Below are 25,832 nucleotides of genomic sequence, written 5' to 3'. Positions count from 1 at the left end.
GTTCCAGCAACGTCATCGCTGTCAGAAGGAGCCTCGGCTCCTTTTTTCGTTTCTGCCTTTTCCTTGATCTGGCCCTATGGCCATGTGCCACCCATTCGGCTTGAATTCCCGCCGCACTATTCACTTGCCGGCAAAGCAATTTGCCAGGCATATGTTCCATGGACTCGTGAAACATTTCGAAAGGACCGCGTATGTTTCTTTCCCGCTGGTTGCCGGGCCTGGCCAACCTGCTGCATTACCGCCGTGACTGGTTCCACGCCGACCTGCAGGCAGGCCTGTCCGTGGCGGCGATCCAGATTCCCATCGCCATTGCCTACGCGCAAATCGTCGGCCTGCCCCCCCAATACGGTCTGTATGCCTGCGTACTGCCAATGATGGTCTATGCCCTGGTCGGCAGCTCGCGCCAACTGATGGTCGGCCCCGATGCTGCCACCTGCGCAATGATCGCAGGCGCCGTGGCGCCGTTGGCGATGGGTGATCCGCAACGCATCGCCGAACTTTCGGTGATCGTTACGGTGCTGGTGGGGGTCATGCTGATCGGCGCAGGGCTTGCCCGGGCCGGATTCATCGCCAGCTTCTTCTCCCGGCCCATTCTGATCGGCTACCTCAACGGCATCGGCCTGAGCCTGATCGCTGGGCAAATGTCGAAGGTGGTTGGCTTCAAGATCGAAGGTGACGGTTTCATTCTCAGCCTGATCAACTTTGCCCAGCGCTTGGGCGAGATCCATTGGCTGACGCTGATCATTGGCATCGCCGCCTTGGGCCTGTTGGTGTGGCTGCCAAGACGCCACCCGCGCCTACCGGCGGCACTGGTCACCGTTGCACTGTTCACCTTGGTGGTCGGCCTGTTCGGTCTGGACCGCTTCGGGGTGGCCATCCTCGGTCCGGTGCCGGCCGGCATTCCCCAGTTGGCCTGGCCACAGAGCAACCTGGCGGAAACCAAAAGCTTGCTGCGCGACGCCCTGGGTATCGCCACCGTCAGCTTCTGCAGCGCCATGCTCACCGCACGCAGTTTCGCCGCACGCCACGGCTACGCGATCAACGCCAACCATGAGTTCGTGGCCCTTGGCGTGAGCAACCTGGCCGCTGGTATTTCCCAAGGCTTTGCCATCAGCGGCGCGGACTCGCGTACGGCGGTCAATGACATGGTCGGTGGCAAGAGCCAACTGGTGGGCATCATCGCCGCCCTGGTGATTGCGCTGATACTGCTGTTTTTCACCGCCCCCATGGCCTGGATTCCACAGGCCGCGCTCGGAGCCGTGCTGCTGATGGCCGGCTGGGGGCTGATCGACATCAAGTCCCTTGAGCATATCAAACGCCTGAGCCGCTTCGAGTTCTGGTTGTGTTTGTTGACCACCGTCGGCGTACTGAGCCTGGGCGTACTGCCAGGCATCGTCTTCGCAGTGACCCTTGCGATCCTGCGCTTGCTGTACAGCATCTACCAACCCACCGACGCCGTGCTGGGCTGGCTGCCAGGAACAGAAGGCCAGGTCGACATCCGCCTCCACAAGGAAGCCCGCACCGTGCCGGGCCTGGTGGTGTACCGTTTCGATGACGCGATCCTGTTCTTCAACGCCGACTACTTCAAGATGCGCCTGCTCGAAGCGGTGCAAAGCCAGGCCGAGCCCAAGGCCGTACTGTTCGACGCCGAAGCGGTGACCCGTATCGATGTCAGCGGCATCGCCGCCCTGCGCGAAGTGCGCGATACCCTCTCGGCCCAGGGCATCCACTTCGCCATCGCCCGTGCCCGTGGCACGTTCCTGCGCATGCTGGTGCGCTCCGGTATGGCGCGGGAAATGGAAGACAAGCTGCTGTTCGGCTCGGTTCGCGCGGGGATAAGGGCGTATCGGTTATGGCGCAACAGGAGCCGGAACCCGCAACGGAACCCTGCTCCCGAGTGATTGCCAGCAGGCCACAGGCGGGGGTCGCTACTTCATGGCTGGGGCGGCGTCCAGAGGGCGAGCAAGCTGTGTGGCGTGTGCCCTTTGGGTAGCCAGCCACCCTCGCCTTGCCCGACATGCTAAAGTCGCCCCGCCCCGCTCCACCGAATGGACCTTCGCATGCCTGCACTCGACGCCCACCTCGCCACCTGGCCCGACCTCCACCAACGCCACCGCTGCGACGCCCTGCTGCTGGGCAATGGTGCCAGCCGTGCACTGTGGAAACCGTTCGGCTACTTTTCGCTGTTCGAACAAGCCCAGCGTGCCGGACGCAAGAAAGGCCTTGCTGTCAGCGACCAAGCCCTGTTCAAGTCCCTGGGCACGGAGATGTTCGAGACGGTACTCAGCACCCTCAACCATACCGTACGTGCCAATGCTGCGTTGGCGATCAACTCCACTGCCCCCCTGAACCGCTATTACTCGATCAAGGAAGCACTGATCCACGCCGTGCGCACCGTGCACCTGCCCTGGTCGCTGATGCCGGCGAGCACATTGACAACCATCAACCAGGCCTTGCGACAGTACCGCAGCGTCTATACCAGCAACTACGACCTGATTCTGCCGTGGGCTCTGCAGCACGCCCCACAGGGATTCGCCACGCTGTTCGACGAACAAGGCTTCTTCGACCTGCGCCGCACCCGCTGCGAAGGCACCCGGGTCATGCACCTGCACGGCGGGATGCACCTGCTCAAGCTGCCTGACGGCTCCACCCGCCAGCGCAGTGCCGAATGCGCTGAACTGCTCGATGGCTTCGCCGTGAACATTCCGGGGGAGGTGCCACTGTTCGTCAATGAAGAACGCAGCGACGAAAAACTGCGCGCCATCCGCAACTCCGACTACCTCGGCTGGTGCCTGACGCAGCTGGCGCAGGAAAGCCAGGGCCTGTGCCTGTTCGGACAACACCTGGACAGCACAGACGGGCATTTGCTCGAAGCCATTCGCCATGCCCGACCGGCCTACCTGGCGATCGCCATCCGACCATTGAGTGACGCTTCGGTAATCAACCAGAAGCAACACTTCATGGACAGGTTCGGTGACTTACCTGGAACGGGAGTGCACTTCTTCGATGCGAGCAGCCACCCGTTGGGGCTGGCGGAGTTGGCCATCGAGGTACCGAGCGGGCGCAGTTGAGGGGTCAGCGAGCGATCAGGCCGTCGGCGGCGAGCAACGTCTCCAGGCAATGCTCCTGCACCCCATAGAACGCCTTGAGCTGCGAGATTTTCTCCAGCAATGCGCCATTGTCCACCGGCTGTCGACGCTTGACCGCCAGAATCATCTTGTTCTTGTTGGTGTGCTCCAGCGAAATGAATTCGAACACCTTGGTTTCATAGCCGCAGGCTTCCAGGTACAGCGCGCGCAGGCTGTCGGTCAGCATCTCGGCCTGCTGCCCCAGGTGCAGGCCGTATTGCAGCATCGGCTGTAGCAGCCCTGGACTGTGCAACTGTGGGCGGATCTGCTTGTGGCAGCATGGCGAGCACATGATGATCGCGGCGTTGCAGCGAATACCGGTGTGGATGGCGTAGTCAGTGGCGATGTCGCAAGCATGCAGGGCAATCATTACTTCGATGGCCTCTGGCACCACACTGCGAACATCACCACACTGGAACTCAAGGCCAGGATGCTCCAGGCGCGAAGCCGCTGCATTGCACAGGTCGACCATGTCCTGACGCAACTCGACGCCCGTCACCTGGGCTTCACGGCCAAGCGTGTTGCGCAGGTAATCATGCATGGCGAAGGTCAGGTAGCCCTTCCCCGAACCGAAGTCGGCCACCCGCAGCACTTGCTCGGCCGGCACCGGGGCATTGGCCAGCGCATGGTCGAAAACTTCGATGAACTTGTTGATCTGCTTCCATTTGCGCGACATGGAAGGGATCAGCGCACCCTGTGCATCAGTTACCCCCAGATCACGCAGAAACGGCCGGGACAGCTCCAGGTAACGCTTCTTCTCGCGGTCGTGCCCCGTGCTCACTGACGTTTCGCGGAGGGCTTGGGCGCCATGGCGCTGCAACATTGGCTTGCCCTTCTTGCTGAAGGTCAGCTGCACTTCGCCGTCAGCGTCGAACAGATGGGCATTGCGAAAACTCTCCGGCAGCAGCTCGGCGACCAGCGTCAGGGCCTGGTCCAATGACAGGTTGCGGGTGATATCGCGGGTCTGGTGGCGGTACACCAGCGACAGGTTGGGCTGCCCTTTGACTTGCACTGGCTTGGCCATGATCCGCTGCAAGGTCTGGTCGGCCCCCACATGGCGGGCCAGCACCAGCTTGACCAGGGTATTGCCGTGCATGGCAGCGCCCAGCAGCTCAAGGAACTGGGCACGCGCATCCGGCGCGGGTGAAGCGAAAGTACGAGCAGACATGGAAAACGGGTGCCTCGAATAGCGGGAAGCGCGCAGCGCAATGCGCGCATTCTACCGTGCCACGACAACCCAGTGGGAGCCGATCAGTCGAGGACCACCAAGCGGTTGGGCAGCTCGTTGCGGGCGTGGGTCGATGGCAGGTGTTCGCTCAGCAATTCGCCACAAGCCTCGATGCACTCGACGAAGCCTTGCAAGGTATGCCCCTGGCGTACGTGTTCGGCAAAGCGGGCGATGATGGCAGCTCTGGCAGCAGCGTCCAGATACTGGCTGACGCCTCGATCGACCAGTATTTCGACATGCTGCTCGGCCTCGCTGACGAAAATCAGCACACCAGTGCCGCCCGCCGTGCGTTGCAGGTTCTGCTCGCGAAACTGCTGGCGAGCCAGGCGCGACGCCCGCCAGCGGCGCAGCGCCTGTGGAATCAACCATCCCGCCAGGCGTGGGCTGCGCAAGAGCAGGCACAAGCCGACGAAGAGCAACACATTGGCGACCAGGAGCCCGCGCATGCCCGGCCAGCCAGACAACCATTGCAGCAGGCCGGGCACGGCCAATGCCAGCACGGCGGCCCAGAATAGCGGTAGATAAGCGTAGTCATCGGCGCGGCGCGCCAGCACGGTGACCAGTTCGGCATCGGTGCGCTTTTCGGCACGGGCGATGGCCTCGGCGATTCGGCGCCGGTCATATTCGTTGAGGAGGGTCATGCCTTGGCGCTCTCGATCGTTCTTATAGTTGTCGTCCCGGCACACAGGTGCTCATCCGCGGCTTGCATATTCAGGCATAATTCGCCGCTGGACGTGATCCTTGCAAACTGTACAACAATAGCCGCCTGAAAACTTCGGCCGCGCGCGTATCGCCCCCTGGATACGGCAGAGGCCTCGACAATGGAATTGATGATGAAACTGTCTTTGCTGGGCCTGGCCTTGGGCCTTGCCAGTCAGGCGGCCCTCGCCGCCCCCACCGCTCCCCCCTCGAGGACAAGCAGGCGTTCATCAACCATCTGATCAGCCAGATGACCGAAGCCGAAAAGATCGGCCAGCTGCGCCTGATCAGCATCGGCCCGGAAATGCCCCGCGACAAGATCCGCGAGGAGATCGCCGCCGGCCGTATCGGCGGTACCTTCAACTCCCGTACCGGCGCCGAGAACCGCCCGATGCAGGACGCGGCCATGCGCAGCCGCCTGAAGATCCCGATGTTCTTCGCCTACGACGTCATTCATGGCAACCGCACCATCTTCCCGATCGGCCTGGGCATGGCCGCGACCTGGGACATGGACGCCATAGCCAAGGTCGGCCGCACTTCGGCCATCGAAGCCTCGGCGGACGCCCTGGACATGACCTTCGCCCCAATGGTCGATATCGCCCGCGACCCACGCTGGGGACGCACCAGCGAGGGCTTTGGTGAAGACACCTACCTGACCTCGCGGATCGGCCAGGTAATGGTCCAGTCCTTCCAGGGCAACAGCCCGGCCAACCCCGACAGCATCATGGCCATCGTCAAGCACTTCGCCCTGTACGGTGCAGTGGAAGGCGGACGCGACTACAACACGGTCGATATGAGCCTGCCGAAGATGTACAACGACTACCTGCCCCCCTACCGTGCGGCACTGGATGCCGGCGCGGGCGGGGTGATGGTGGCGCTGAACTCGATCAACGGCGTGCCAGCCACTTCCAACACCTGGTTGATGAATGACCTGTTGCGCAAGGAGTGGGGCTTCAAGGGCGTGACCATCAGCGACCACGGTGCCATTCAGGAGTTGATCCGCCATGGCGTGGCCCGCGATGGCCGCGAGGCGGCGAAACTGGCGATCAAGGCCGGCATCGACATGAGCATGAACGACACGCTGTATGGCCAGGAGCTGCCCAGGCTGCTCAAGACGGGTGAAGTGACCCAGGCCGAACTGGACCAGGCGGTTCGCGAAGTGCTCGGGGCGAAGTACGACATGGGCCTGTTCAAGGACCCGTACGTGCGGATCGGCAAGGCAGAGAACGATCCCAAGGAACCCTACGCCGATGCGCGTCTGCATCGCGAGGCGGCCCGGGATGTCGCACGCCGCAGCCTGGTATTGCTGGAAAACCGCCACCAGACCCTGCCGCTGAAAAAGTCCGGCACCATCGCCCTGGTCGGGCCGTTGGCCGACGCCCCGATCGACATGATGGGCAGCTGGGCCGCCGACGGCAAACCGGTGCACTCGGTGACCGTACGCGAGGGCTTGCGCCGCGCCGTGGAGGGCAAGGCCAAACTGGTCTATGCCAAAGGTTCCAACGTCACCGGCGACAAGGCGATCTTCGACTACCTGAACTTCCTCAACTTCGATGCGCCAGAGATCGTCGACGACCCACGCCCTGCCGCCGTGCTGATCGATGAGGCCGTCAAGGCCGCCCAGCAGTCCGATGTAGTGGTTGCGGTGGTCGGCGAATCCCGCGGGATGTCCCACGAATCGTCGAGCCGCACCACCCTTGAAATCCCCGCCAGCCAGCGTGAGCTGATCAAGGCGCTCAAGGCCACCGGCAAACCGCTGGTGCTGGTGCTGATGAACGGTCGTCCGCTGTCGATTGGGTGGGAACGCGAACAGGCCGACGCCATTCTGGAAACCTGGTTCGCCGGAACCGAAGGCGGCAACGCCATCGCTGATGTGCTGTTCGGCGACTACAACCCGTCGGGCAAGCTGGCCATTACCTTCCCGCGTTCGGTCGGGCAGATTCCGATGCACTACAACCACACCCGCATTGGCCGGCCGTTCACGCCGGGCAAACCGGGCAACTACACCTCGCAGTACTTCGAGGAACCCAATGGCCCGCTGTACCCCTTCGGCTACGGTCTGAGCTACAGCAGCTTCGAGCTGTCCGGCTTTACCCTGTCGAAGAAAGACCTCAAGCGCGGCGACACGCTGGAAGCCAAGGTGACCGTGAAGAACACCGGCAAGCGCGACGGCGAAACGGTCGTGCAGCTGTACCTGCAGGATGTTTCGGCGTCCATGAGCCGGCCGGTCAAGGAGCTGAAGAACTTCCAGAAACTGATGCTCAAGGCTGGTGAGTCGCGAACGCTCACCTTCCGCATCAGTGAAGACGACCTGAAGTTCTACAATGGCCAACTGCAGCGGGTCGCCGAGCCAGGGGAATTCAACGTCCAGGTCGGGCTCGATTCCGAGGCGGTGCAACAGAAGCGTTTCGAATTGCTGTAAGCAGCTTGCCCTATCGCCGGTAAACCGGCTCCTACAAGGACATGATAATCCCTGTAGGAGCCGGCTTTGCCGGCGAGAAGGCCTCAACCATCGTTCACCGGACCGCCCCATGCCATTTTCCTTTCGCGCCCTGCGTCTGGGGCTGATCATCCTGCTGATTCTGGTGGGCACCTCGCTCAGCGCAGGCTGGGCCATGCACCAGGCCAAGCGCCAGGCAATGGAGGACGATGCCCGCCGCGCCAGCCAACAGTTGGGGCTCTACGCCAATGCCCTGCACACCCTGATCGAGCGCTATCGCGCCCTGCCCGCGGTACTGGCGCTGGACCCGGAGTTCGTCGAGGCCTTGCGCGGCCCGGTCGACGAGGCGAAGCAAAACGCCCTGAGCCGCAAGCTTGAGCGAATAAACGGCGCAGCCAACTCTTCGACACTGGAATTGCTGGACCGAACCGGCCTGGCCATCGCAGCCAGCAACTGGCGCCTGCCAACCACCTATGTCGGCTCCAACTATGCCTTTCGGCCCTACTTCAAACAGACCCGCAGCGAAGGCAGCGGCCGCTTCTACGCCGTTGGGGTGACCAGCGGCGTACCCGGGTACTTTCTTGCCAGCGCGGTGACCGACGAACACGGGCGCTTCCTCGGCGCCATGGTGGTCAAGCTCGAATTCCCCGAGCTGGAACGCGAATGGCGCCAGGGCAGCGACGTGCTGCTGGTCAGCGACGCCCGTGGCATCACGTTCATCGCCAACCAGGACGGCTGGCGCTACCGCGAGCTGCAACCGCTCAGTGCCGCCGACCGTGCGGAGCTCGCCGAAACCCGCCAGTACGACAAGCAGCCCCTGGTGCCCTTGCAGCACCATGTTCTCACCCGTTTCGCCAGCAATAGCCACCTGACCCGTGTACAAGGCCCGGACGGTCCGGCCGACTACCTGTGGGAAAGCCTGCCGCTGCAGAGCGAGGACTGGACCTTGCACCTGCTGCGCAAACCGCAGGTCGCCGCCGACGGCCGTAATGCAGCGTTGGGCGCCGCGGCGGTGTGGCTAAGCCTGGTGTTCGCCGCCTTATTCGTCAGCCAGCGCTTGCGCCTGGCACGCCTGCGCCAGCGCAGCCGCGAAGAGCTAAAGCGCCTGGTCGAGGAGCGCACCCGTGAACTGCGCACGGCCCAGGAAGGCTTGGTGCAGTCGGCCAAGCTCGCCGCCCTGGGACAGATGTCGGCGGCCCTGGCCCACGAGATCAACCAGCCGCTGACCACCCAGCGCATGCAACTGGAAACCCTGCGCCTGCTGCTCGACCATGGCCGCTACGACGATGCCCGCAAGGCGCTGGAGCCGCTGGAACAGATGCTCACTCGCATGGCGGCGTTGACCAGCCACCTCAAGACCTTTGCCCGCAACAGCCCGGTCGGGCTGCGCGAGCGCCTGGACCTGGCCAATGTGGTCGACCAGGCGCTGCACCTGCTCGACACCCGCATCCGCAACGAAGGGGTCGAAGTCGCCTTGTACCTGGCGCGCCCGGCCTGGGTACGGGGCGATGCCATCCGCCTGGAGCAGGTGCTGATCAACCTGTTGCACAACGCCCTGGACGCCATGGCCGACAAGCGCTACAAACGCCTGGAGATCCGCATCGAAGCCGATGACGAGCAGTGGCGCCTGAGCGTTCTGGACTCTGGAGGCGGCATCGCAGAGGCTGACCTTGGCAAAGTCTTCGATCCCTTCTTCACCACCAAACCGGTCGGTGAAGGGCTGGGCCTTGGCCTGGCGATTTCCTACGGTATCGTGCATGAGGCCGGTGGCCAGTTGCAGGCCCAGAACCTGCCTGGCGGTGCCCGTCTCAGCCTCACCCTGCCCCGCGACCTGGAACCTGTATGTTGAATTCAGTGATCGTCGTCGATGATGAAGCCAGCATTCGCACGGCGGTAGAGCAATGGCTCAGCCTGTCCGGCTTCACCGTGCAGCTGTTCGCCCGCGCCGAAGACTGCCTGGCCCAGCTGCCAGCGCACTTTCCCGGCGTGATCATCAGCGATGTGCGCATGCCTGGCATGGATGGCCTGCAGTTGCTTGGCAATCTGCACGCGCAAGACCCCGACCTGCCGGTAATCCTGCTGACTGGCCATGGAGATGTGCCCATGGCCGTGGAGGCCATGCGCAACGGTGCCTACGACTTCCTGGAAAAACCCTTCACCCCGCAACACCTGCTGGGCAGCCTGCGCCGGGCCCTGGAAAAACGTCAGCTGGTTCTGGAAAACCGCCATCTGCACCTACAGGCTGACCTGAAGTTGCGCCTTGAGTCCACGTTGCTGGGCATGTCCCAGGGTCTGCAGCAGTTACGTCGGCAAGTGCTCGACTTGGCGAGTCTCCCGGTCAATGTGTTGATTCGCGGCGAAACCGGCAGCGGCAAGGAGCGCGTGGCGCGCTGCCTGCATGACTTCGGTCCGCGAGCGGACAAACCATTCGTCGCGCTCAACTGCGCGGCGATTCCGGAGTCGCTGTTCGAAGCGGAGCTGTTCGGCCATGAGAGCGGCGCCTTCACCGGGGCCCAAGGCAAACGCATCGGCAAACTGGAATACGCCAACGGCGGCACGGTATTCCTCGACGAAATCGAAAGCATGCCGTTGGCCCAGCAAGCCAAACTGCTGCGGGTGATCCAAGAGCAGAAGCTGGAACGCCTGGGAGCGAACAAGAGCATCGATGTCGACCTGCGCATCGTCGCCGCGACCAAGCCCGACCTGCTCGAAGAAGCCCGCGCCGGCCGTTTTCGCGAAGACCTCGCCTACCGCCTGAATGTGGCTGAACTGCGTCTGGCGCCGTTGCGTGAACGGCGTGAAGACCTACCGCTGCTGTTCGAGCATTTCGCCCGTGCGGCCGCTGAAAAATTGGGACGGACCGTGCCGCCGTTGTCGGGGCCTCAGTTGGCGCAGTTACTGTCCCATGACTGGCCGGGCAACGTGCGCGAACTGGCCAACGCAGCAGAACGCCATGCCCTGGGGTTGGGTTCAGCGAACATCGAAGTGAGTCCTGCCGGACAGTCGCTGGTCGAGCAGATGGAGGCTTTCGAGGCACAGTGCCTGCGCGCAGCGTTGCGCCAGCACAAGGGCGAAATCAAGGCGGTGATGGAGGCCTTGCAACTGCCACGGCGAACGCTGAACGAGAAGATGCAGCGGCATGGGTTGGTGCGCGAGGACTTTCTGCAATAGGCGGAAACTTGCCTAACCAGCGCTAGAGATAGGCGGAAATCCGCTTATCGGCATGTCCGGACTGCTCAGCTTTGCAGCCCATCGCCGGCACGCCAGCGCCTGCTGGGATTGCGGCAAGGCCAGTCTGCGCAAGGGCTGGCCGGTAGATGACAGGCATGCGGCGCCCTCGAATGGATCGTCCCGCACTCATTTGGCACACCTTCTGCAAAACCCTTCTCAAGCTGCGCTTTGGCGCGCTCCACAAAAACAACGAGAAGGTATCCCTGATGGATAACGCCACCTCCCTGCCCGCCGGGGCGGCCATTGCGCCCGCCGCGGAAAAAACCACCGCCAGCCGCCTGAAGTCGATCTTCAGTGGATCCATCGGCAACATGGTCGAATGGTACGACTGGTACGTCTACGCTGCATTCTCGCTGTACTTCGCCAAAGCCTTCTTCCCTGCTGGCGACTCCACCGCTCAATTGCTCAATACCGCTGCGATCTTCGCCGTGGGCTTCCTCATGCGCCCGATCGGCGGCTGGCTGATGGGGCTGTATGCAGACCGCAAAGGCCGCAAGGCCGCGCTGATGGCCTCGGTGCTGCTGATGTGCGCCGGCTCCCTGGTCATCGCCCTGACCCCCGGCTACGAAACCATCGGCGTCGCTGCACCGATCCTGCTGGTGATCGCCCGCCTCATGCAAGGCCTGTCGGTCGGTGGTGAATACGGCACCTCGGCCACCTACCTCAGCGAGATGGCCAGCAAGGACCGCCGTGGCTTCTTCTCCAGCTTCCAATACGTGACGCTGATTTCCGGCCAGCTGATTGCCCTGGCGGTGCTGATCGTCCTGCAACAGACCCTGACGACCGAGCAGCTGTATGCCTGGGGCTGGCGCGTACCGTTCGTGATCGGGGCGCTGTGCGCGGTGGTCGCGCTGTGGCTGCGCCGTGGCATGGAAGAAACCGCCTCTTTCAGCAAGAAGGAAAAGTCCAAGGAAAGCCTGATGCGCACCCTGATGCGCCACCCCAAGGAACTGATGACCGTGGTCGGCCTGACCATGGGCGGCACCCTGGCCTTCTACACCTATACCACCTACATGCAGAAGTACCTGGTCAACACCGTGGGCATGAGCATCAGTGATTCGACCACCATCTCGGCGGCCACCCTGTTCCTGTTCATGTGCCTGCAACCGGTGATCGGGGGCCTGTCCGACAAGATCGGCCGTCGTCCGATCCTGATCGCCTTCGGTGTCCTCGGCACCCTGTTCACCGTGCCGATCCTCAGCACCTTGCACACCATCCAGACTTGGTGGGGCGCGTTCTTCCTGATCATGGCCGCGCTGATCATCGTCAGCGGCTACACCTCGATCAACGCGGTGGTCAAGGCAGAGCTGTTCCCAACCGAAATCCGTGCCCTGGGTGTCGGCCTGCCCTACGCCCTGACCGTATCGGTATTCGGCGGTACCGCCGAATATGTCGCCCTGTGGTTCAAGAGCGTGGGCATGGAAACCGGCTTCTACTGGTATGTCACCGGCTGCATCGCATGCTCACTGCTGGTGTACGCAACCATGAAGGACACCCGCAAGCACTCGCGCATCACCACTGACTGATCCTGAGTTTGCGCCGTTGAGAAAGGGGCGCTCCGTTGCACGGAGCGCCCCTTCTTCATTGCGATCGACACTGCAATTGCGGGATAACAGACCGTTCAGGACATCTCCAACACCTGACGCGGCTCACGACGCTGGTAATAGGTCGCCATCAGCACCAGCACCAGCAGCAAACCGCCCAGCACAGCCGAAGAGCCAATGGTGCCAAAGTCCAGCCCACCCTTCTCGTAAGGTTTGGTCAGGAAGTCGCCAAGGGTCGCGCCGAACGGTCGAGTCAGGACGAAAGCGACCCAGAACAGCACCACGCCCGGGATACGCGTCCAGTAGCGCGCCAGCACCACCAGGCCGATGGTAGTGCCAATCAACAGAGCCCCCCCTGCAAAGCCCAACCCCGAATCATCGGCCAGGTAATCACCCAACGCGGTGCCCAAGGTGTTGGAAAACAGGATCGCCACCCAATAGAACAGCTCGCCAGCACGATTCCTGATGCGGGTAACGTCCAGCGGGTTTCCGCTCAAACGCCAGGCCAGGAAGGTCAACAGCAGAATGCCGATCAACAACGCTGAGCCGGCGGCATACCCCAGACCCAGAGTACGGTCCATGAAGTCGGACAGGGTGGTGCCAGCGGTGCTGGTGGAGAGGATCACCAACCAGTACAGCATCGGGTGGTAGCGGCGCGAGAACAACTGGCCCGACAGGGTCAGCAGGAACACGCAGATCAGCAACACCGAGCTGAGCGCGTAGCCGATGTTCAGAGTCATCGACAGCAGGTCGCCAGCGGTCTCGCCAAGGGTGGTGGCGCAGATCTTCATGACCCAGAAGGCCAAGGTGATTTGCGGAAGTTTATTCATTGTTTACCGCTCCAGATTGGGGTGCGGCGATGGTGATGAGCAAAGCCTGAAAAATCGGTTGGCGACGTATGAAAAAAACGTTGGCCAGGCGATGGAGCGGAATTTTTTCTGTCTTAACCCCCCATTAATTTCACTCCCCCATGCTTTCCATAGCGCGAAAAGCCTCAGACGCCCGAGGAATTCCCCATATCTGAATGCTGAGACTTTGCATTGGGGCGGTCACTTAGGCGCACCAATACATCTATTAATTCGATTTTTATACGCTATTTTTTGCGCTTTTTAATCAAATTAATCGGAGTAGCATTAAACCCATAGAAACAAACAACCTCTCAAAACCCACGGAGCAACGATCATGAAAAACAAAATCATCCTGACCCTGGCCCTCAGCGTTTTCGCAGCAGGCGCCTTCGCCGAAGATGGCTACGACCGCACCAACAGCCACACCTTCGCCGCAGTACAGAGCCAGTCGGCTACTTATGCCGAAGACGGTTACGACCGCACCAACGCGCAACGCTTCGCCGAAGACGGCTTTGACCGCACCAACGGCCAACGCTTCGCCGAAGATGGCTTCGACCGCACCAACGGCCAACGCTTCGCCGAAGACGGCTTCGACCGCACCAACGGCCAACGCTTCGCCGAAGACGGCTTCGACCGCACCAACGGCCAACGCTTCGCCGAAGACGGTTACGACCGCACCAACGCTAACCGCATCAGCTGATACCTGATGTGAGCCAACCAGCCCGGCTTCGGCCGGGCTTGAACATTTTCAGGGGAGCAAAGGATTGGCACACTAGGACTCTCGTCCCCCCAGAGGTAGGGCCAGCAAGCCCACTACAGATGTATTACTACGAACCTAGCAAAGGCCACGGCCTGCCCCACGACCCGTTCAACGCCATCGTCGGCCCCCGCCCCATCGGCTGGATTTCCTCGCAAGACAGCGAAGGTCAGCTGAACCTGGCGCCCTATAGTTTCTTCAACGCCTTCAACTACATTCCGCCAATCATCGGTTTCTGCAGTGTCGGGCGCAAAGACAGCCTGAACAACATCGAGCAGACCGGGGAATTCGTCTGGAACCTCGCCACCCGCCCCCTGGCCGAAGCCATGAACCAGAGCTGCGCCGCGGTGCCCGCGCAAGTGAACGAGTTCGAATTGAGCAACCTCACAGCAGCGCCATCGCGCATCGTCAACGTGCCCCGGGTAGGCGAAAGCCCCGTGGCTTTCGAGTGCAAGGTCAGCCAGATCGTCCAGCTCAAACGAGCTGACCAGGAACGGGTGCCCAGCTGGTTGATTCTTGGCGAAGTGGTGGCGGTGCATATCGCCGAGCATTTGCTCAAGGATGGCATCTACGATACCGCTGCCGCCGAACCGATCCTGCGTGGCGGTGGCCCGGCGGACTACTTCGAGCTGGGCAACCTGTTCAAGATGGTCAGGCCCCAGGCAAACGGCTGATCACCAGATCAGTTCGCCTTCTTCGCTGACACCCTGCAGGCGCGCCAGCTCGGCGCAGGCGGCCTCATCGGCCGCCACGGCGCTCTTGAACACCTCGCCGTCCAGCACCTTATGAAAACGTGGGGCACCGCCCATGCCCAGGGCCTTGATGGCGATGGCGGCGTTGTAGCCACCGCCTTGCACCGGGACCATTGCCGAAACCGCTTCGAAATGCGGGAACTCTCTACGTGCCATGTTGCAATCCGCGTCGTTGATCGAAGGCCGGCATCTTACCTCAAGCTTGCCCACTTGAGCCCTGTCGCCCTCCGCCGGCTGCACACACCCTGCACAAGGTGGTTTACCGACGATCAGCCCGCGCACGATCAATCGAACGTATGCAAATCCAGGCTGCTGACCACCTGGGCCTGCACCAGTTCGCCGAACAATTCCAAGGTAGGCGAGGCAAAATACCCAGTCATCGCTTGTTGGTCCCGCCAACTGCCGCTGAGCAGCCACAGGTCGCCATCGGCCTGCGAACGCTGCACGGTGAAGCTCAAGCAGCCAGGTGCGCGCAGCGAAGGCTCGAGCAGATCACGCAGACGGGCGCCCAGCTCTGCCGAACGACCACTGCTTGCACGGATGAAAGCCAAATGGGTGACCGGTTGTCGTAGGGTCATTGCACGATCTCCTTGAAGCGGACAGACAAAAAAGCCAGGCTGCCAAGGTTAGGGCGTCGCACACGCGTCACGTTAGGCCATTACTGCACATCGATTGCCTGATCCTGCAGCGCGGCAGGATCAGGCAATCGATGTGCAGGTTTCGACTAGCGCCCGTCATTGCCCAAACCTATGCTGCGTCGGTCAGCAGAGGAAAGCCACCATGACCACCGCCACGTCCATCGACCCGACCTTGGAACTGCAACGTCAGGAACTGGCCGATCTGATCCGCCGCCACGCCGGCGACCCATATGGGCCGGCCTCGGCCATCGATGACCTGTACCTGGTCAGTTATCGGGAAAACATCCGCTCCGTGCCCACGTTGGCACAACCAGCGTTGTGCATTCTGGCGCAGGGCAGCAAGAGCCTGTTTCTGGGTGACGAGCAGTATGCCTACGACCCTCTGCATTACATGGTGGTGTCGGTGACCTTGCCGATCAGTGGCGTCAAGCTCGATGCGAGCCCGGAGAACCCTAGCCTGGGGTTGCGCCTTGACCTTGACCCGGCCGAGATCAGCCAGCTGATTGCCGAAAGCGGACCGATGCTGGTGCCCAACCTGCCTTCGGGCCGCGGCCTGTATGTGGAAAGGACCGATGCGCAGTTGCTCGATGCCTTGCTGCGGCTGGTCCGACTGCTGGACACACCGCGAGACATTGCCATGCTGGCCCCCTTGATCCGCCGCGAGATTCTCTACCGCCTGCTGCGAGGGCCACAGGGCTATCGGCTGTACGAGATTGCGCTGGCGAACAGCCAGACCCATCGGGTCTGCCAGGCGATCACCTGGCTCAACCAGAACTTCCAGTTGCCGCTGCGCATCGAGGATCTGGCCCGAGAGGTCAACCTCAGCACTTCGACCCTGCACCACCGGTTCAAGGCCGTGACCTCCATGAGCCCCTTGCAGTATCAGAAGCAACTGCGCCTGCAGGAGGCACGAAGGCTGATGCTCAACGATGGCCTGGAGGCGGCGGTGGCGGGGTACCGGGTGGGCTATGAAAGCCCATCCCAGTTCAGCCGGGAATACAGCCGCCTGTATGGCGCGCCACCGATCCGCGATGTGGCCCGGCTGCGTGCCAGTGCCGGTTGATTGCCGCTCCACAGGCGCCGTGGCTGTATAAAACTCAGCCGCGAACCGCCGACTGCCACTGGTTCTGATCCACCTGGATCAACGTCGGCCCCTGGCGCTCCACGGCATGCCCCAATGCCTCCTGCAGTTGGGCGACATCGGCCACATGCTCCGCCGCAGCGCCCAATGCCCGAGCCACACCCAGGAAATCCGGGGTGTGGATGTCCACGCCGACCGGTTCGATGGCACGGTTGACCATGTACTTCTTGATTTCCTCGTAGCCCTGATTGTTCCACAGCAGGACAATCAGCGGGACCTGGGCCTCCACCGCGCTGGCCAGTTCCGGCAAGGTGAACTGCAGCCCACCATCGCCGATCAGGCACACCGCCGGGGCGCGCTCAGCCACCGCTTCGGCGCTACCCAGCCATGCGCCCATGGCGGCCGGCAGGGCGTAACCGAGGGTGCCATAGCCGGTCGAGGCGTTGAACCAGCGACGTGGCTGGTCCATGTCCAGGGTCAGGTTGCCGGTGTACACCGGCTGGGTCGAATCCCCAACCAGAATGGCGTTGGGCAGCCGGTCCAGGATGCTACGCAGCAGCCGGGTCTGGCTCAAAGTCGGTTGGTCCCAGCCGGCCGACAGCGTTTGGCGCAGGCGCGCTACCCGCGCCACACCCCAGTCCTCGGCACGCGCCGGCTGCGGTTGTGCTTGCAAGGCGTTGAGCAGATCATGGGCCGCCAGCTCTGCATCGGCCACCAGCGCCAGCGCCGGCAGATAATTGCGCACGGTCTGGTCGGGGTCGATATCGATGCGCAGCAGGCAGCCAGGGATTTCGAAACCACCCTTGAACGTCACGTCGTAGTCGGTTTCGGCCAGCTCAGTACCAATGGCCAGCACCACGTCGGCCTCTGCCACCAGGGCGCGCGTCGCCACAAGCGACTGGGTCGAACCCATTTGCAGCGGATGGTCTGACGGCAACAGGCCCTTGGCATTGATGGTCAGCGCCACCGGAGCCTGCAGATGCTCGGCCAGACGCACCAGAACCGCACCCGCAGCCAAGGCGCCACCACCGGCCAGAATCAGCGGCCGGCGTGCATTGGCCAGGCGTTCGGCCATCGCCGCCACGGCTTGCGCAGCGGCGCCGGCCCGATGACTGCGTACCACGCGTGCGGGCAGCAAGTGATCGGCCGGCTCGACCAGAACGTCCAGGGGAATCTCGATATGCACGGGACGCGGACGCCCGCTGTCGAACACGGCAAACGCTCGGGCCAGCACGTGCGGCAGGTCATCGGCGCTCATCAGCGTGTGCGAGAAGGCCGCCACGCCCCCCACCAATGCTGCCTGGTTCGGCAACTCATGCAACTTGCCGCGCCCGCCGCCCAGTTGATCGCGCGATTGCACGCTGGAAATCACCAGCATCGGGATCGAGTCGGCATAGGCCTGGCCCATCGCGGTGGTGATGTTGGTCATGCCCGGGCCGGTGATGATGAAACACACCCCTGGCTTGCCGCGAGTACGGGCATAGCCATCAGCCATGAACCCAGCACCTTGCTCGTGCCGCGGGGTGACATGCCGGATGGTGGAGCCCGCCAAGCCCCGGTAAAGCTCCACGGTGTGGACGCCGGGTATGCCGAAGACATGGTCCACACCATAGCCTTCAAGGAGTTTGACCAGTACTTCGCCGCAGGTTGCCATGGAATTCACCTTCGATCTTGTTGGGTATCTGTGCCCATTGGACCCAAGCCATGGCTATCGCCACAAGGCAAAAAAACACATACTAGCCATGTCCTTTAATCATGGCTCGCCGCGATGAAACGCCTTCCGCCCCTGTCCGCCCTGCACACGTTCCTGGTGACAGCGCAGCACTGCAACTTCACCCGTGCGGCGCAACAGTTGCACATCACCCAAGGTGCCGTAAGCCGGCAGATTGCCGGGCTCGAGGAACATCTGGGCTATACCCTGTTCCAGCGCCAGGCCCGGGGGCTGAGCCTGACCCGTGAAGGCCAGGACTGGCTGCCACGGGTGCAGCAGGTATTCGCCCTGATCGAGCAAGGCGTGCGCGAAGTGAGCGGGCGCAATGCCACGTTGCAGCTCAAGGCACCGACCTGCGTGATGCGCTGGCTACTGCCGCGCCTGATGGAATGGCAGGCCTTGCGCCCCGACATACCGGTGGAGTTGACCACGACCGTGCAACACGGGGTGGATTTCCGTCGCGAAGGCTTTGACGCCGCCGTGGTCTACGGCAGTCTGACGAACCATGGGCTGCGGGTGCGCAAGCTGTTCGACGAGCAACTGACCCCGGTCTGCGCGCCATCGCTACTGGAAGGGCCCGTGCCGCTGCGCCAGATCGAAGACCTGGCGCGTCACATGCTGCTGCACCCTTCGCGCGACGAGCATGACTGGCGGCTATGGCTGCAGGCTGCCGGGGCAACCTTCGACCCACAAGGCCCGAAACAACATTTCGAGACGCTGGACATGGCGATGGCCATGGCCTCCCAGGGCACCGGCGTGGCCATTGGCGATTGGGCGCTGATTGGCGACGACCTGCGCAGCGGACGCCTGTGCATGCCATTCGGGGTCAAGGTCACGACCGGCAAAGGCTACTATCTGGTCAGCCAGGCCAAGAGCCTGCCAGCGGGCTTGATCGAATTGCTGGACTGGCTGGAGCAACGCGCCCATCAGTGAACCAGCCCCCCTATAGAGGCCGGCTTGTCGGAACTCGAAGCCGACTCAATAGCCAACGGTGAACCGCTGCCGCGAATGCGCTGGTTTTTCCAATTCATCGATCAGGGCGATGGCGAAATCAGCGAAAGTGATCCAGCTCTTGCCGTCTTTGCCGATCAACAGATGATCCTTGCCAAGCGTGTAATGACCCGTGCGCTCTCCTTCGACGAATTCCGCCGAAGGCGACAGGAAGGTCCAGTCCAGCGCTTGTTCCTGGCGCAACGCATCCAGGAAACGAACCCCTGCACTGGCCTCGGCCTTGTACGCCTCGGGGAAGTCAGGACTGTCGATCACCCGCTGGCCGGACGGTAGCAGCAGACTGCCGGCGCCGCCTACCACCAGCAGTCGCTTTACCCCAGCGCGCTTGACCGGCTCGATAACCGCCTGCGGTTCGAGGGTCGAGAAGTGCGCAGCACTCAGCACTGCGTCCACGTCCGCAACGGCCGCCTGCAAGGCTGCGCTGTCCTTGGCATCCAACGCCTTGACCGTGACACCTGCACGCCCTTGCAAGCGCGAGGGGTCGCGGGCAATCGCGACGACGCTATGACCACGGCGCAGGGCTTCCTCCAGCAACTGGCCGCCAGCCCGGCCGGTGGCACCGATGATTGCGATCTTGCTCATGAACAACACTCCCTTCGTTAAGGTGTTTACCACTTCGATCGCCAAGGCAGCGGCGACAACATGCTCATCAGCTTAGTTGCCCGCTTCATTACGAAAAATGCGATGCTGGGACATAGTTTGTTTCTGAAATCGAGCAAATCATGGACCGTCTGAACGCCATGCGCGTCTTCGTCACCGTCGTCGACCTGGGAAGCCAATCGGCGGCGGCGGATCAGCTGCAATTATCGCGACCGGTGGTTTCGCGGTATCTGGCAGCGCTGGAGGACTGGGTCGGCGCGCGCCTCATGCAACGCACCACACGCAAGCTGAGCCTGACCGCCGCCGGCCAGCAAACCCTGCCCCGCTGTCGCCAATTGCTGGAGTTGGCCGGCGAGCTGGAAACAGCCGTGCGCCAGCCGGATGATGCACCGCGTGGTGAGCTGCGCATCAGCGTCAGCACGTCGTTCGCACAGGCACAACTGGTGGCCGCGATCGCCGATTACGTGCAGCGCTACCCAGGGGTGAAGGTTGACCTGCAGGTACTGGACCGCACTGTGAATCTGGTCGATGAACGCATCGACCTGGCGATTCGTACCAGTAACGACCTTGACCCGAACCTGATCGCCCGACGCTTGACCGTGTGCCGTTCGGTGGTGTGCGCTTCACCAGCCTACTTGCGCCAGCACGGAACGCCACAGCGGGTCGAGGATTTGAGCCGGCACAACTGCCTGACCCACGCCTACTTCGGGCACGACCTGTGGCAATTCGATGTGCAGGGCCAACAGATCGCGGTCCCCGTCGCAGGCAATATCACCGCCAACGAGGCCATGACCCTGCAGACGGCGACGCTGGCCAACGCGGGTATCGCAATGTTGCCAAGCTACCTGGCTGCCGCGGCGCTGCGCAGTGGAGAGTTGGTTCGCGTGCTACCAGAGGCACAACCGCAAGCGCTGAGCCTGAACGCGGTGTACACCTCGCGCAAGCACATGCCGGCAACCTTGCGCAGCATGCTGGATTTTCTGTCTCAACGTTTTCAGGCGGAACCAGAATGGGACCAGGGCTGGCCCTGACAAGCCGTCCCGACTGACCTATGCTCAGGTGTATCACCTGTTGCCGGGACTGGAGGTGAGCATCATGGGCATCAAAACCAGAAGAATCGCCCTTGTGGTAATGCTGCTGGCCGTAGCGGGTGTTTACGGCTCGGCTTGCTGGCGGGTAGAGCTGCTTCGCAGCCAACCCCACTCAGCAGCCAGTTGCCAGCATGAGCACTGCGTGCCTCAGAGTGCAACCTTGAGCGCCGTGCGTTGACCTCGGCGCCACGCGCCGGTCACTCCTCGACGCTCATGTACTCCTTGGCCCAGCGGATGTAGTCCTCGGGCTGGGTGTAAGTGTGCGAGAGCTCGGTCGCACTGAGGTTCTCCGACTTGTTCTGTTGGCCCCGTTGCAGGCGCAGGCAGTCGTAGGTGGCCTTGATCGCGGCAAAGTAGGCGGCATGGCCATCGACCACCACACGCACGCCCAGGCGGGCCAGGCGCTCGTCGTCGCGCAGGTTCGGGTTGCCGTAGGTCACCAGCATCATCGGCACGTTCAGGTGCTCGCCAATCTGCTCGAGCTGCTCGAAGTCCTTCACGCCCACCATGCAAATGCCGTCGGCACCGGCCTTCTGGTAGCTCTGGGTGCGCACGATGATTTCTTCGGTGCTCAGCACCCCTGCGTTGGTACGGGCAATGATCGCCATCGACGAATCGACTCGGGCCTCAAGGGCCGCACGGATCTTGCCGACACCTTCCTCGACCGAGATCAGGTCGGTGGACTTGCGGCTGAACTGGGCCGGCAGCAAGGTGTCTTCGATGGTCAGGCCGGCGACACCGGCGCGCTCCAGTTCGATGACCGTACGCATGACATTGAGCGCGTTGCCGTAGCCATGGTCGGCATCGGCAAGCACCGGTAACTGGGCCACACGGCCAATACGGGTAGCTTGCTCGGCGAATTCGCTCAGGGTGATCAGGGCGAAGTCCGGGGCGGCCAGCACCTGGAGCGAGGCCACCGAGCCACCGAGAATGCCCACTTCGAAGCCCAGGTCAGCGGCAATGCGCGCCGACATCGGGTCGAACACGGACGCGGTGTGATAGCAGGAACCTGAAGCGAGCAGCTCGCGGAAGGCAATACGCAGATCTTTATGGGAAGCCTTGGGCATGATCACTCCGCAATAACGTGAAATTGAACGGTTGCTACCGACCCCTGAATCGGGTCTACCTGACCTGTTCCAACCGTCGCCATCTGGGCGGTCATGCTCGACATGCAGGCAGAGGAATAAAAGGTATGGGATACAGCGACGAGAAAATCCGGCATTTGCAGTTCGCACCAAGCTGGGGCAAGCCCCGGATTTCAGCCTCTGCGGCTCAGCCAAGATAGCACGCAGCCATGCAGCTCTGGATGAATGCGCCAATGCCGATCTTGCATAGGGGATGCAGATAGTACATAGGGAGCTACCTAACTCGGGTTACAATCCGGGAATTCGCACCCGCCCATCGCGGGCAACTCCGCTCTCACAGGAAACACGCCGCTTTCGCTGACGACGGCGCCCTGTCACCGAGATAGAGCCACTGCCCAAAGCCAAGACAAGGTAAGCCCCGTGACCGCCGCCCTGCCCCCCGCCGTTTTGCGCAACGTACTCACCGCGTTGATGCTGGCCATCTTCCTCGGCGCCCTCGACCAGACCATCGTTGCCATCTCACTGCCTGCCATCTCGGCACAGTTCAACGACGTCGGCCTGTTGGCGTGGGTCATCTCCGGCTACATGGTGGCCATGACCGTGGCCGTACCGATCTACGGCAAGCTCGGCGACCTGTATGGGCGCCGCCGCATGATTCTGACCGGTATCGGCCTGTTCACCCTGGCCTCGGTCGCCTGTGCCCTGGCCCAGGACATGCAGCAACTGGTGCTCGCCCGGGTGCTGCAAGGGATCGGCGCCGGCGGCATGGTATCGGTGAGCCAGGCCATCATCGGCGACTTCGTGCCCCCTCGGGAGCGAGGTCGCTACCAGGGGTATTTCAGCAGCATGTATGCCCTGGCCAGCGTGGCCGGGCCCGTGGTCGGCGGCTGGCTCACCGAATACCTGTCCTGGCGCTGGGTGTTCTGGATCAACCTGCCGCTGGGCCTTTTCGCGCTATGGGCGATCCACCGCGCCCTGCGCGACATGCCGGTCAGGCGTCGCGAGGCGCGGGTCGATTATCTGGGCGCGGTGCTGTTGATTCTTGGCCTGGGCAGCCTGTTGCTGGGCATCACACTGGTCGGCCAGGGCGAGGGCTGGACAGCCGCTCCGGTACTGGCCCTTTTGGCCAGCGCCGCCCTCGGCTTGGCCCTGTTCGTGGCGCACGAGCGGCGCTGCCGCGAACCACTGCTGCCCATGGACCTGTTCGGTAATCGCGTCGCGGTGCTGTGTTGGTGCGTGATTTTCTTCGCCAGTTTCCAGTCGATCTCGCTGACCATGCTCATGCCGCTGCGTTTCCAGGGCATCACCGGTGCCGGCGCCGACAGCGCCGCACTGCACCTGTTGCCACTCGCCATGGGGCTGCCCGTGGGCGCCTTCACCGGCGGGCGCTTGACCAGCTTCACCGGCCGCTACAAACCACAGATCCTGGCCGGTGCGCTGCTGATGCCGGTAGCGATCTTCGCCATGGCCATCACTCCGCCACAATCCAGCCTGCTCAGTGGCCTCTTCATGCTGCTGACCGGGATCGCTTGCGGGTTGCAGTTCCCAACCTCGCTGGTGGGCACGCAGAGCGCGGTGAACATCAAGGATATCGGTGTAGCCACCAGCACCACCAACCTGTTCCGCTCGCTCGGCGGAGCCATGGGCGTGGCGTGCATGTCCAGTTTCCTGCTGGCCTTGCTGCACCAGGGCGGCTTCGAATTATTGGGCAACCCGCTGCTGGGGAGCCTGCAGGCCGGGGAGGCAGACGCGCAGACCCAGGCGCGATTGCTTGAGACGTTCCGCCAGCTATTGATGGGAAGTGCGCTGGCCGCGGTGTTAGGGTTGCTGGCGGCGATTGCGTTGCCTGATCGGCAGTTGCGGGGACGGTAAGCCAGGCTCGCCCAGTTAATCCCCCCTTAATACATGGGGGAAACACTTCATCACAATCCTTAACAAAGTGTCATTTGCGCAGCGCCGGGCTCAAGCGCAGCATATCCAGCCCGGTGTCGACCCATTGTTCGGCATCGCGCAGCAGGTCGAAACTGTCCGGCAGCAAAAGCCAGCGCCCGATCAAGCCATCGACATAGGCGAACAGTGCGATGGCAGCGCGTTCTGCATCCAGTTCGGCAGGCAACTGGCCCCGGCGCACTGCATTGGCCAGTGCCAAGGTAATGCCCTCGTGGCAGTCCAGCACCGCGCCCTGGCGCTGCTGGCGAATTTCACACATGTCATCGGTGAACTCGCACTTGTGATGCAGGATTTCATTGATACGCCGGGTTCTGGCGTCGAGCACCAGCTGGTTGAACACTTGCAGCAGCAGCTTGCGCATGCAGCCGAGCGGGTCTACTTCGTCCTCGCTTTCACTGGCACGCGCCAAGTGGTCATGGGTTTCGTGCAGGCTGTCCAGCAGCGCCTGAACCAGCTCGGCCTTATTATTGAAATGCCAGTAGATCGCCCCCCGGGTTACGCCCGCCAGTTCAGCGATGTCGGCCAGGGTGGTTCGCGCAACTCCGCGCTTGTAGAAGGCCTTTTCCGCGGCTTCGATAATCTGGGCGCGGGTTTCCTGGGCTTCTTCTTTGGTTCGACGGACCATGGCAGTACAACCTCATTTGGGCCCGAACGCGTGTCGCGGACGGGGAAACCACCGGAGCTGCCTCTGCAGGGCACCTTCCGTACAGGCTAATCAAGGGCTGTGGCAGTAGCCGAGTACCACCCAGCGGTATTTACAAACAACCGTGAATGTAAGTATATTCGTTAGTAAGCTATTTATCCACCGGATAGATTTTTTTCTGACAAGACTCTTCCATTACTCTTGAGCGTCTCCCTGCTCTAGCGACCCGAGGATCCTCATGCAATTCAAGCCAGCCGTTACCGCTCTGGTTTCCGCCGTCGCCCTGGCAACCCTGCTCAGTGGCTGTAAGAAAGAAGAAGCAGCGCCCGCAGCGCAGGCTCCTCTGGTCGGCGTCGTAACCATCCAGCCACAAGCCTTCACCCTCACCTCGGAACTGCCGGGGCGTACCAGTGCCTATCGGGTCGCCGAAGTGCGTCCGCAGGTCAATGGCATCATTCTCAAACGCCTGTTCAAGGAAGGCAGCGACGTCAAGGAAGGCCAGCAGCTCTACCAGATCGACCCGGCCGTCTACGAAGCCAACCTGGCCAATGCCCAGGCCAACCTGCAGGCGACCCGCTCGCTGGCCGAGCGCTACAAGCAGCTGATCGACGAACAGGCTGTCTCCAAGCAGGAATACGACGATGCCAATGCCAAACGATTGCAGGCCGAGGCTTCCCTCAAGAGCGCCCAGATCGACCTGCGCTACACCAAGGTACTGGCGCCGATCAGCGGCCGTATCGGTCGCTCCTCGGTGACCGAAGGCGCCCTGGTGAGCAATGGCCAGAGCAATGCCATGGCGACGATCCAGCAACTCGACCCGATCTACGTCGATGTCACCCAGTCCACTGCCGAGCTGCTCAAGCTGCGCCGTGACCTGGAGAGCGGCCAGCTGCAGAAGGCCGGCAACAATGCCGCCAAGGTGCAACTGGTGCTGGAGGACGGCAGCCTGTTCAAGCAGGAAGGTCGCCTGGAGTTCTCCGAAGTCGCGGTCGACGAGACCACCGGTTCGGTCACCCTGCGCGCCATTTTCCCCAACCCTGAACACACCTTGCTGCCAGGCATGTTCGTACATGCCCGCTTGCAGGCCGGGGTCAACAGCAACGCCATCCTGGCCCCGCAGCAGGGTGTGACCCGCGACCTCAAGGGTGCGCCGACCGCACTGGTGGTCAATCAGGAAAACAAAGTCGAGCTGCGCCAGCTCAAGGCCAGCCGGACCCTGGGTAGCGACTGGCTGATCGAGGAAGGTTTGAACCCTGGCGACCGCCTGATCACCGAAGGGCTGCAGTATGTGCGTCCGGGTGTCGAGGTCAAGGTCAGCGAAGCCACCAACGTCAAGAAGCCGGCCGGCCAAGCCCAGGCCAGCACGGCCAAAGCAGACGCCAAAGCGGAGTAAAC

The 25,832-nt window shown here is 62.5% G+C and carries 21 protein-coding genes and 1 pseudogene; 13 read left to right on the top strand and 9 right to left on the bottom strand.

Going from position 1 to position 25,832, the window contains the following annotated elements:
* The first annotated feature begins 191 nt into the window (after positions 1-191).
* Both VXM67_RS07175 and VXM67_RS07170 read left to right on the top strand, forming a co-directional pair.
* Entirely contained in the window at positions 192-1,901 is a 1,710-nt protein-coding gene (locus VXM67_RS07175) for a SulP family inorganic anion transporter (RefSeq protein WP_202675911.1), read from the top strand.
* 159 nt (positions 1,902-2,060) lie between these two features.
* Complete coding sequence (locus VXM67_RS07170; protein ID WP_023378941.1) at positions 2,061-3,071, top strand: DUF4917 family protein; 1,011 nt, start codon at positions 2,061-2,063, stop codon at positions 3,069-3,071.
* A gap of 4 nt (positions 3,072-3,075) precedes the next feature.
* Here the strand turns inward: VXM67_RS07170 and VXM67_RS07165 are convergent, their stop codons facing one another.
* Together VXM67_RS07165 and VXM67_RS07160 are read right to left on the bottom strand one after the other, a co-directional pair.
* Positions 3,076-4,296, bottom strand: coding sequence for an SAM-dependent methyltransferase (locus tag VXM67_RS07165; RefSeq protein ID WP_023378940.1), 1,221 nt, complete (start codon positions 4,294-4,296; stop codon positions 3,076-3,078).
* Between the two features lie 83 nt (positions 4,297-4,379).
* Positions 4,380-4,997 carry a TPM domain-containing protein gene (locus VXM67_RS07160; protein WP_367237575.1) on the bottom strand — a complete coding sequence of 206 codons (618 nt, stop codon included), beginning with the start codon at positions 4,995-4,997 and terminating at the stop codon, positions 4,380-4,382.
* Positions 4,998-5,186: 189 nt separating this feature from the next.
* On the opposite strand from VXM67_RS07160, the pseudogene bglX reads away from it, so the two are divergent.
* The 4 genes and pseudogenes from bglX (at position 5,187) to VXM67_RS07140 (ending at position 12,252) form a co-directional block, all read left to right on the top strand.
* Positions 5,187-7,477 (top strand): annotated as a pseudogene (gene bglX, locus VXM67_RS07155) (beta-glucosidase BglX).
* 109 nt (positions 7,478-7,586) lie between these two features.
* The gene (locus VXM67_RS07150) at positions 7,587-9,344 is read left to right on the top strand and encodes an ATP-binding protein (RefSeq protein WP_023378937.1); all 1,758 of its coding nucleotides are present in this window, start codon (positions 7,587-7,589) and stop codon (positions 9,342-9,344) included.
* Positions 9,338-10,666, top strand: coding sequence for a sigma-54 dependent transcriptional regulator (locus VXM67_RS07145; RefSeq protein WP_023378936.1), 1,329 nt, complete (start codon positions 9,338-9,340; stop codon positions 10,664-10,666). The genes VXM67_RS07150 and VXM67_RS07145 overlap by 7 nt, the downstream gene beginning before the upstream one ends.
* Positions 10,667-10,932: 266 nt before the next feature.
* Positions 10,933-12,252, top strand: coding sequence for an MFS transporter (locus VXM67_RS07140; RefSeq protein ID WP_023378935.1), 1,320 nt, complete (start codon positions 10,933-10,935; stop codon positions 12,250-12,252).
* A gap of 95 nt (positions 12,253-12,347) precedes the next feature.
* Here the strand turns inward: VXM67_RS07140 and VXM67_RS07135 are convergent, their stop codons facing one another.
* Positions 12,348-13,100, bottom strand: a complete 753-nt coding sequence (locus VXM67_RS07135) for a hypothetical protein (protein WP_023378934.1) — start codon at positions 13,098-13,100, stop codon at positions 12,348-12,350.
* Between the two features lie 352 nt (positions 13,101-13,452).
* Here VXM67_RS07135 and VXM67_RS07130 point away from each other — a divergent pair, with 352 nt between their 5' ends.
* Both VXM67_RS07130 and VXM67_RS07125 read left to right on the top strand, forming a co-directional pair.
* Positions 13,453-13,818 (top strand): heme utilization protein, encoded by a 366-nt coding sequence (locus tag VXM67_RS07130; RefSeq protein ID WP_186617348.1) that lies wholly within the window; start codon positions 13,453-13,455, stop codon positions 13,816-13,818.
* Positions 13,819-13,937: 119 nt separating this feature from the next.
* Positions 13,938-14,549, top strand: a complete 612-nt coding sequence (locus VXM67_RS07125) for a flavin reductase family protein (protein ID WP_023378932.1) — start codon at positions 13,938-13,940, stop codon at positions 14,547-14,549.
* Here the strand turns inward: VXM67_RS07125 and VXM67_RS07120 are convergent, their stop codons facing one another.
* Together VXM67_RS07120 and VXM67_RS07115 are read right to left on the bottom strand one after the other, a co-directional pair.
* Positions 14,550-14,783: a hypothetical protein gene (locus VXM67_RS07120; RefSeq protein WP_027908108.1), complete on the bottom strand. Its 234-nt coding sequence runs from the start codon at positions 14,781-14,783 to the stop codon at positions 14,550-14,552.
* Positions 14,784-14,911: 128 nt separating this feature from the next.
* Positions 14,912-15,205, bottom strand: a complete 294-nt coding sequence (locus VXM67_RS07115) for an antibiotic biosynthesis monooxygenase family protein (RefSeq protein WP_023378930.1) — start codon at positions 15,203-15,205, stop codon at positions 14,912-14,914.
* A 202-nt stretch (positions 15,206-15,407) separates the two neighbouring features.
* Between VXM67_RS07115 and VXM67_RS07110 the strand changes: the two genes are divergently transcribed.
* Positions 15,408-16,328, top strand: a complete 921-nt coding sequence (locus VXM67_RS07110; RefSeq protein WP_023378929.1) for an AraC family transcriptional regulator — start codon at positions 15,408-15,410, stop codon at positions 16,326-16,328.
* 34 nt (positions 16,329-16,362) lie between these two features.
* On the opposite strand, the gene VXM67_RS07105 is transcribed toward VXM67_RS07110, so the two are convergent.
* Positions 16,363-18,000: a 5-guanidino-2-oxopentanoate decarboxylase gene (locus VXM67_RS07105; RefSeq protein ID WP_023378928.1), complete on the bottom strand. Its 1,638-nt coding sequence runs from the start codon at positions 17,998-18,000 to the stop codon at positions 16,363-16,365.
* 114 nt (positions 18,001-18,114) lie between these two features.
* Here VXM67_RS07105 and VXM67_RS07100 point away from each other — a divergent pair, with 114 nt between their 5' ends.
* Complete coding sequence (locus tag VXM67_RS07100; RefSeq protein WP_367237574.1) at positions 18,115-18,990, top strand: LysR substrate-binding domain-containing protein; 876 nt, start codon at positions 18,115-18,117, stop codon at positions 18,988-18,990.
* Positions 18,991-19,035: 45 nt separating this feature from the next.
* Here the strand turns inward: VXM67_RS07100 and VXM67_RS07095 are convergent, their stop codons facing one another.
* Positions 19,036-19,650, bottom strand: coding sequence for an NAD(P)-dependent oxidoreductase (locus VXM67_RS07095; RefSeq protein WP_023378926.1), 615 nt, complete (start codon positions 19,648-19,650; stop codon positions 19,036-19,038).
* A gap of 140 nt (positions 19,651-19,790) precedes the next feature.
* On the opposite strand from VXM67_RS07095, the gene VXM67_RS07090 reads away from it, so the two are divergent.
* Positions 19,791-20,699, top strand: a complete 909-nt coding sequence (locus tag VXM67_RS07090; RefSeq protein WP_027908106.1) for a LysR family transcriptional regulator — start codon at positions 19,791-19,793, stop codon at positions 20,697-20,699.
* 257 nt (positions 20,700-20,956) lie between these two features.
* On the opposite strand, the gene VXM67_RS07085 is transcribed toward VXM67_RS07090, so the two are convergent.
* Positions 20,957-21,826 carry an oxaloacetate decarboxylase gene (locus VXM67_RS07085; protein WP_023378924.1) on the bottom strand — a complete coding sequence of 290 codons (870 nt, stop codon included), beginning with the start codon at positions 21,824-21,826 and terminating at the stop codon, positions 20,957-20,959.
* A 438-nt stretch (positions 21,827-22,264) separates the two neighbouring features.
* Between VXM67_RS07085 and VXM67_RS07080 the strand changes: the two genes are divergently transcribed.
* Complete coding sequence (locus VXM67_RS07080; protein ID WP_023378923.1) at positions 22,265-23,716, top strand: MDR family MFS transporter; 1,452 nt, start codon at positions 22,265-22,267, stop codon at positions 23,714-23,716.
* Between the two features lie 70 nt (positions 23,717-23,786).
* On the opposite strand, the gene ttgR is transcribed toward VXM67_RS07080, so the two are convergent.
* Positions 23,787-24,419: an efflux transport transcriptional regulator TtgR gene (gene ttgR, locus VXM67_RS07075; protein ID WP_023378922.1), complete on the bottom strand. Its 633-nt coding sequence runs from the start codon at positions 24,417-24,419 to the stop codon at positions 23,787-23,789.
* 256 nt (positions 24,420-24,675) lie between these two features.
* Between ttgR and ttgA the strand changes: the two genes are divergently transcribed.
* Positions 24,676-25,830: a toluene efflux RND transporter periplasmic adaptor subunit TtgA gene (gene ttgA / locus VXM67_RS07070; protein WP_023378921.1), complete on the top strand. Its 1,155-nt coding sequence runs from the start codon at positions 24,676-24,678 to the stop codon at positions 25,828-25,830.
* Positions 25,831-25,832: the final 2 nt, after the last annotated feature.

This window comes from Pseudomonas sp. Rh2, assembly GCF_040762985.1.
GTDB classification, from domain to species: domain Bacteria; phylum Pseudomonadota; class Gammaproteobacteria; order Pseudomonadales; family Pseudomonadaceae; genus Aquipseudomonas; species Aquipseudomonas taiwanensis.
The sequence above is the reverse complement of the archived record's forward strand: the minus strand, read 5'-3'. Positions and strand labels throughout refer to the sequence as shown.

What these genes read in the sequence shown, in the direction of transcription:
- VXM67_RS07175 (WP_202675911.1), top strand. Translation starts at nt 192, where the DNA reads ATGTTTCTTTCCCGCTGGTTGCCGGGCCTGGCCAACCTGCTGCATTAC.
- VXM67_RS07170 (WP_023378941.1), top strand. Translation starts at nt 2,061, where the DNA reads ATGCCTGCACTCGACGCCCACCTCGCCACCTGGCCCGACCTCCACCAA.
- VXM67_RS07165 (WP_023378940.1), bottom strand. Translation starts at nt 4,296, where the DNA reads ATGTCTGCTCGTACTTTCGCTTCACCCGCGCCGGATGCGCGTGCCCAG.
- VXM67_RS07160 (WP_367237575.1), bottom strand. Translation starts at nt 4,997, where the DNA reads ATGACCCTCCTCAACGAATATGACCGGCGCCGAATCGCCGAGGCCATC.
- VXM67_RS07150 (WP_023378937.1), top strand. Translation starts at nt 7,587, where the DNA reads ATGCCATTTTCCTTTCGCGCCCTGCGTCTGGGGCTGATCATCCTGCTG.
- VXM67_RS07145 (WP_023378936.1), top strand. Translation starts at nt 9,338, where the DNA reads ATGTTGAATTCAGTGATCGTCGTCGATGATGAAGCCAGCATTCGCACG.
- VXM67_RS07140 (WP_023378935.1), top strand. Translation starts at nt 10,933, where the DNA reads ATGGATAACGCCACCTCCCTGCCCGCCGGGGCGGCCATTGCGCCCGCC.
- VXM67_RS07135 (WP_023378934.1), bottom strand. Translation starts at nt 13,100, where the DNA reads ATGAATAAACTTCCGCAAATCACCTTGGCCTTCTGGGTCATGAAGATC.
- VXM67_RS07130 (WP_186617348.1), top strand. Translation starts at nt 13,453, where the DNA reads ATGAAAAACAAAATCATCCTGACCCTGGCCCTCAGCGTTTTCGCAGCA.
- VXM67_RS07125 (WP_023378932.1), top strand. Translation starts at nt 13,938, where the DNA reads ATGTATTACTACGAACCTAGCAAAGGCCACGGCCTGCCCCACGACCCG.
- VXM67_RS07120 (WP_027908108.1), bottom strand. Translation starts at nt 14,783, where the DNA reads ATGGCACGTAGAGAGTTCCCGCATTTCGAAGCGGTTTCGGCAATGGTC.
- VXM67_RS07115 (WP_023378930.1), bottom strand. Translation starts at nt 15,205, where the DNA reads ATGACCCTACGACAACCGGTCACCCATTTGGCTTTCATCCGTGCAAGC.
- VXM67_RS07110 (WP_023378929.1), top strand. Translation starts at nt 15,408, where the DNA reads ATGACCACCGCCACGTCCATCGACCCGACCTTGGAACTGCAACGTCAG.
- VXM67_RS07105 (WP_023378928.1), bottom strand. Translation starts at nt 18,000, where the DNA reads ATGGCAACCTGCGGCGAAGTACTGGTCAAACTCCTTGAAGGCTATGGT.
- VXM67_RS07100 (WP_367237574.1), top strand. Translation starts at nt 18,115, where the DNA reads ATGAAACGCCTTCCGCCCCTGTCCGCCCTGCACACGTTCCTGGTGACA.
- VXM67_RS07095 (WP_023378926.1), bottom strand. Translation starts at nt 19,650, where the DNA reads ATGAGCAAGATCGCAATCATCGGTGCCACCGGCCGGGCTGGCGGCCAG.
- VXM67_RS07090 (WP_027908106.1), top strand. Translation starts at nt 19,791, where the DNA reads ATGGACCGTCTGAACGCCATGCGCGTCTTCGTCACCGTCGTCGACCTG.
- VXM67_RS07085 (WP_023378924.1), bottom strand. Translation starts at nt 21,826, where the DNA reads ATGCCCAAGGCTTCCCATAAAGATCTGCGTATTGCCTTCCGCGAGCTG.
- ttgR (WP_023378922.1), bottom strand. Translation starts at nt 24,419, where the DNA reads ATGGTCCGTCGAACCAAAGAAGAAGCCCAGGAAACCCGCGCCCAGATT.
- ttgA (WP_023378921.1), top strand. Translation starts at nt 24,676, where the DNA reads ATGCAATTCAAGCCAGCCGTTACCGCTCTGGTTTCCGCCGTCGCCCTG.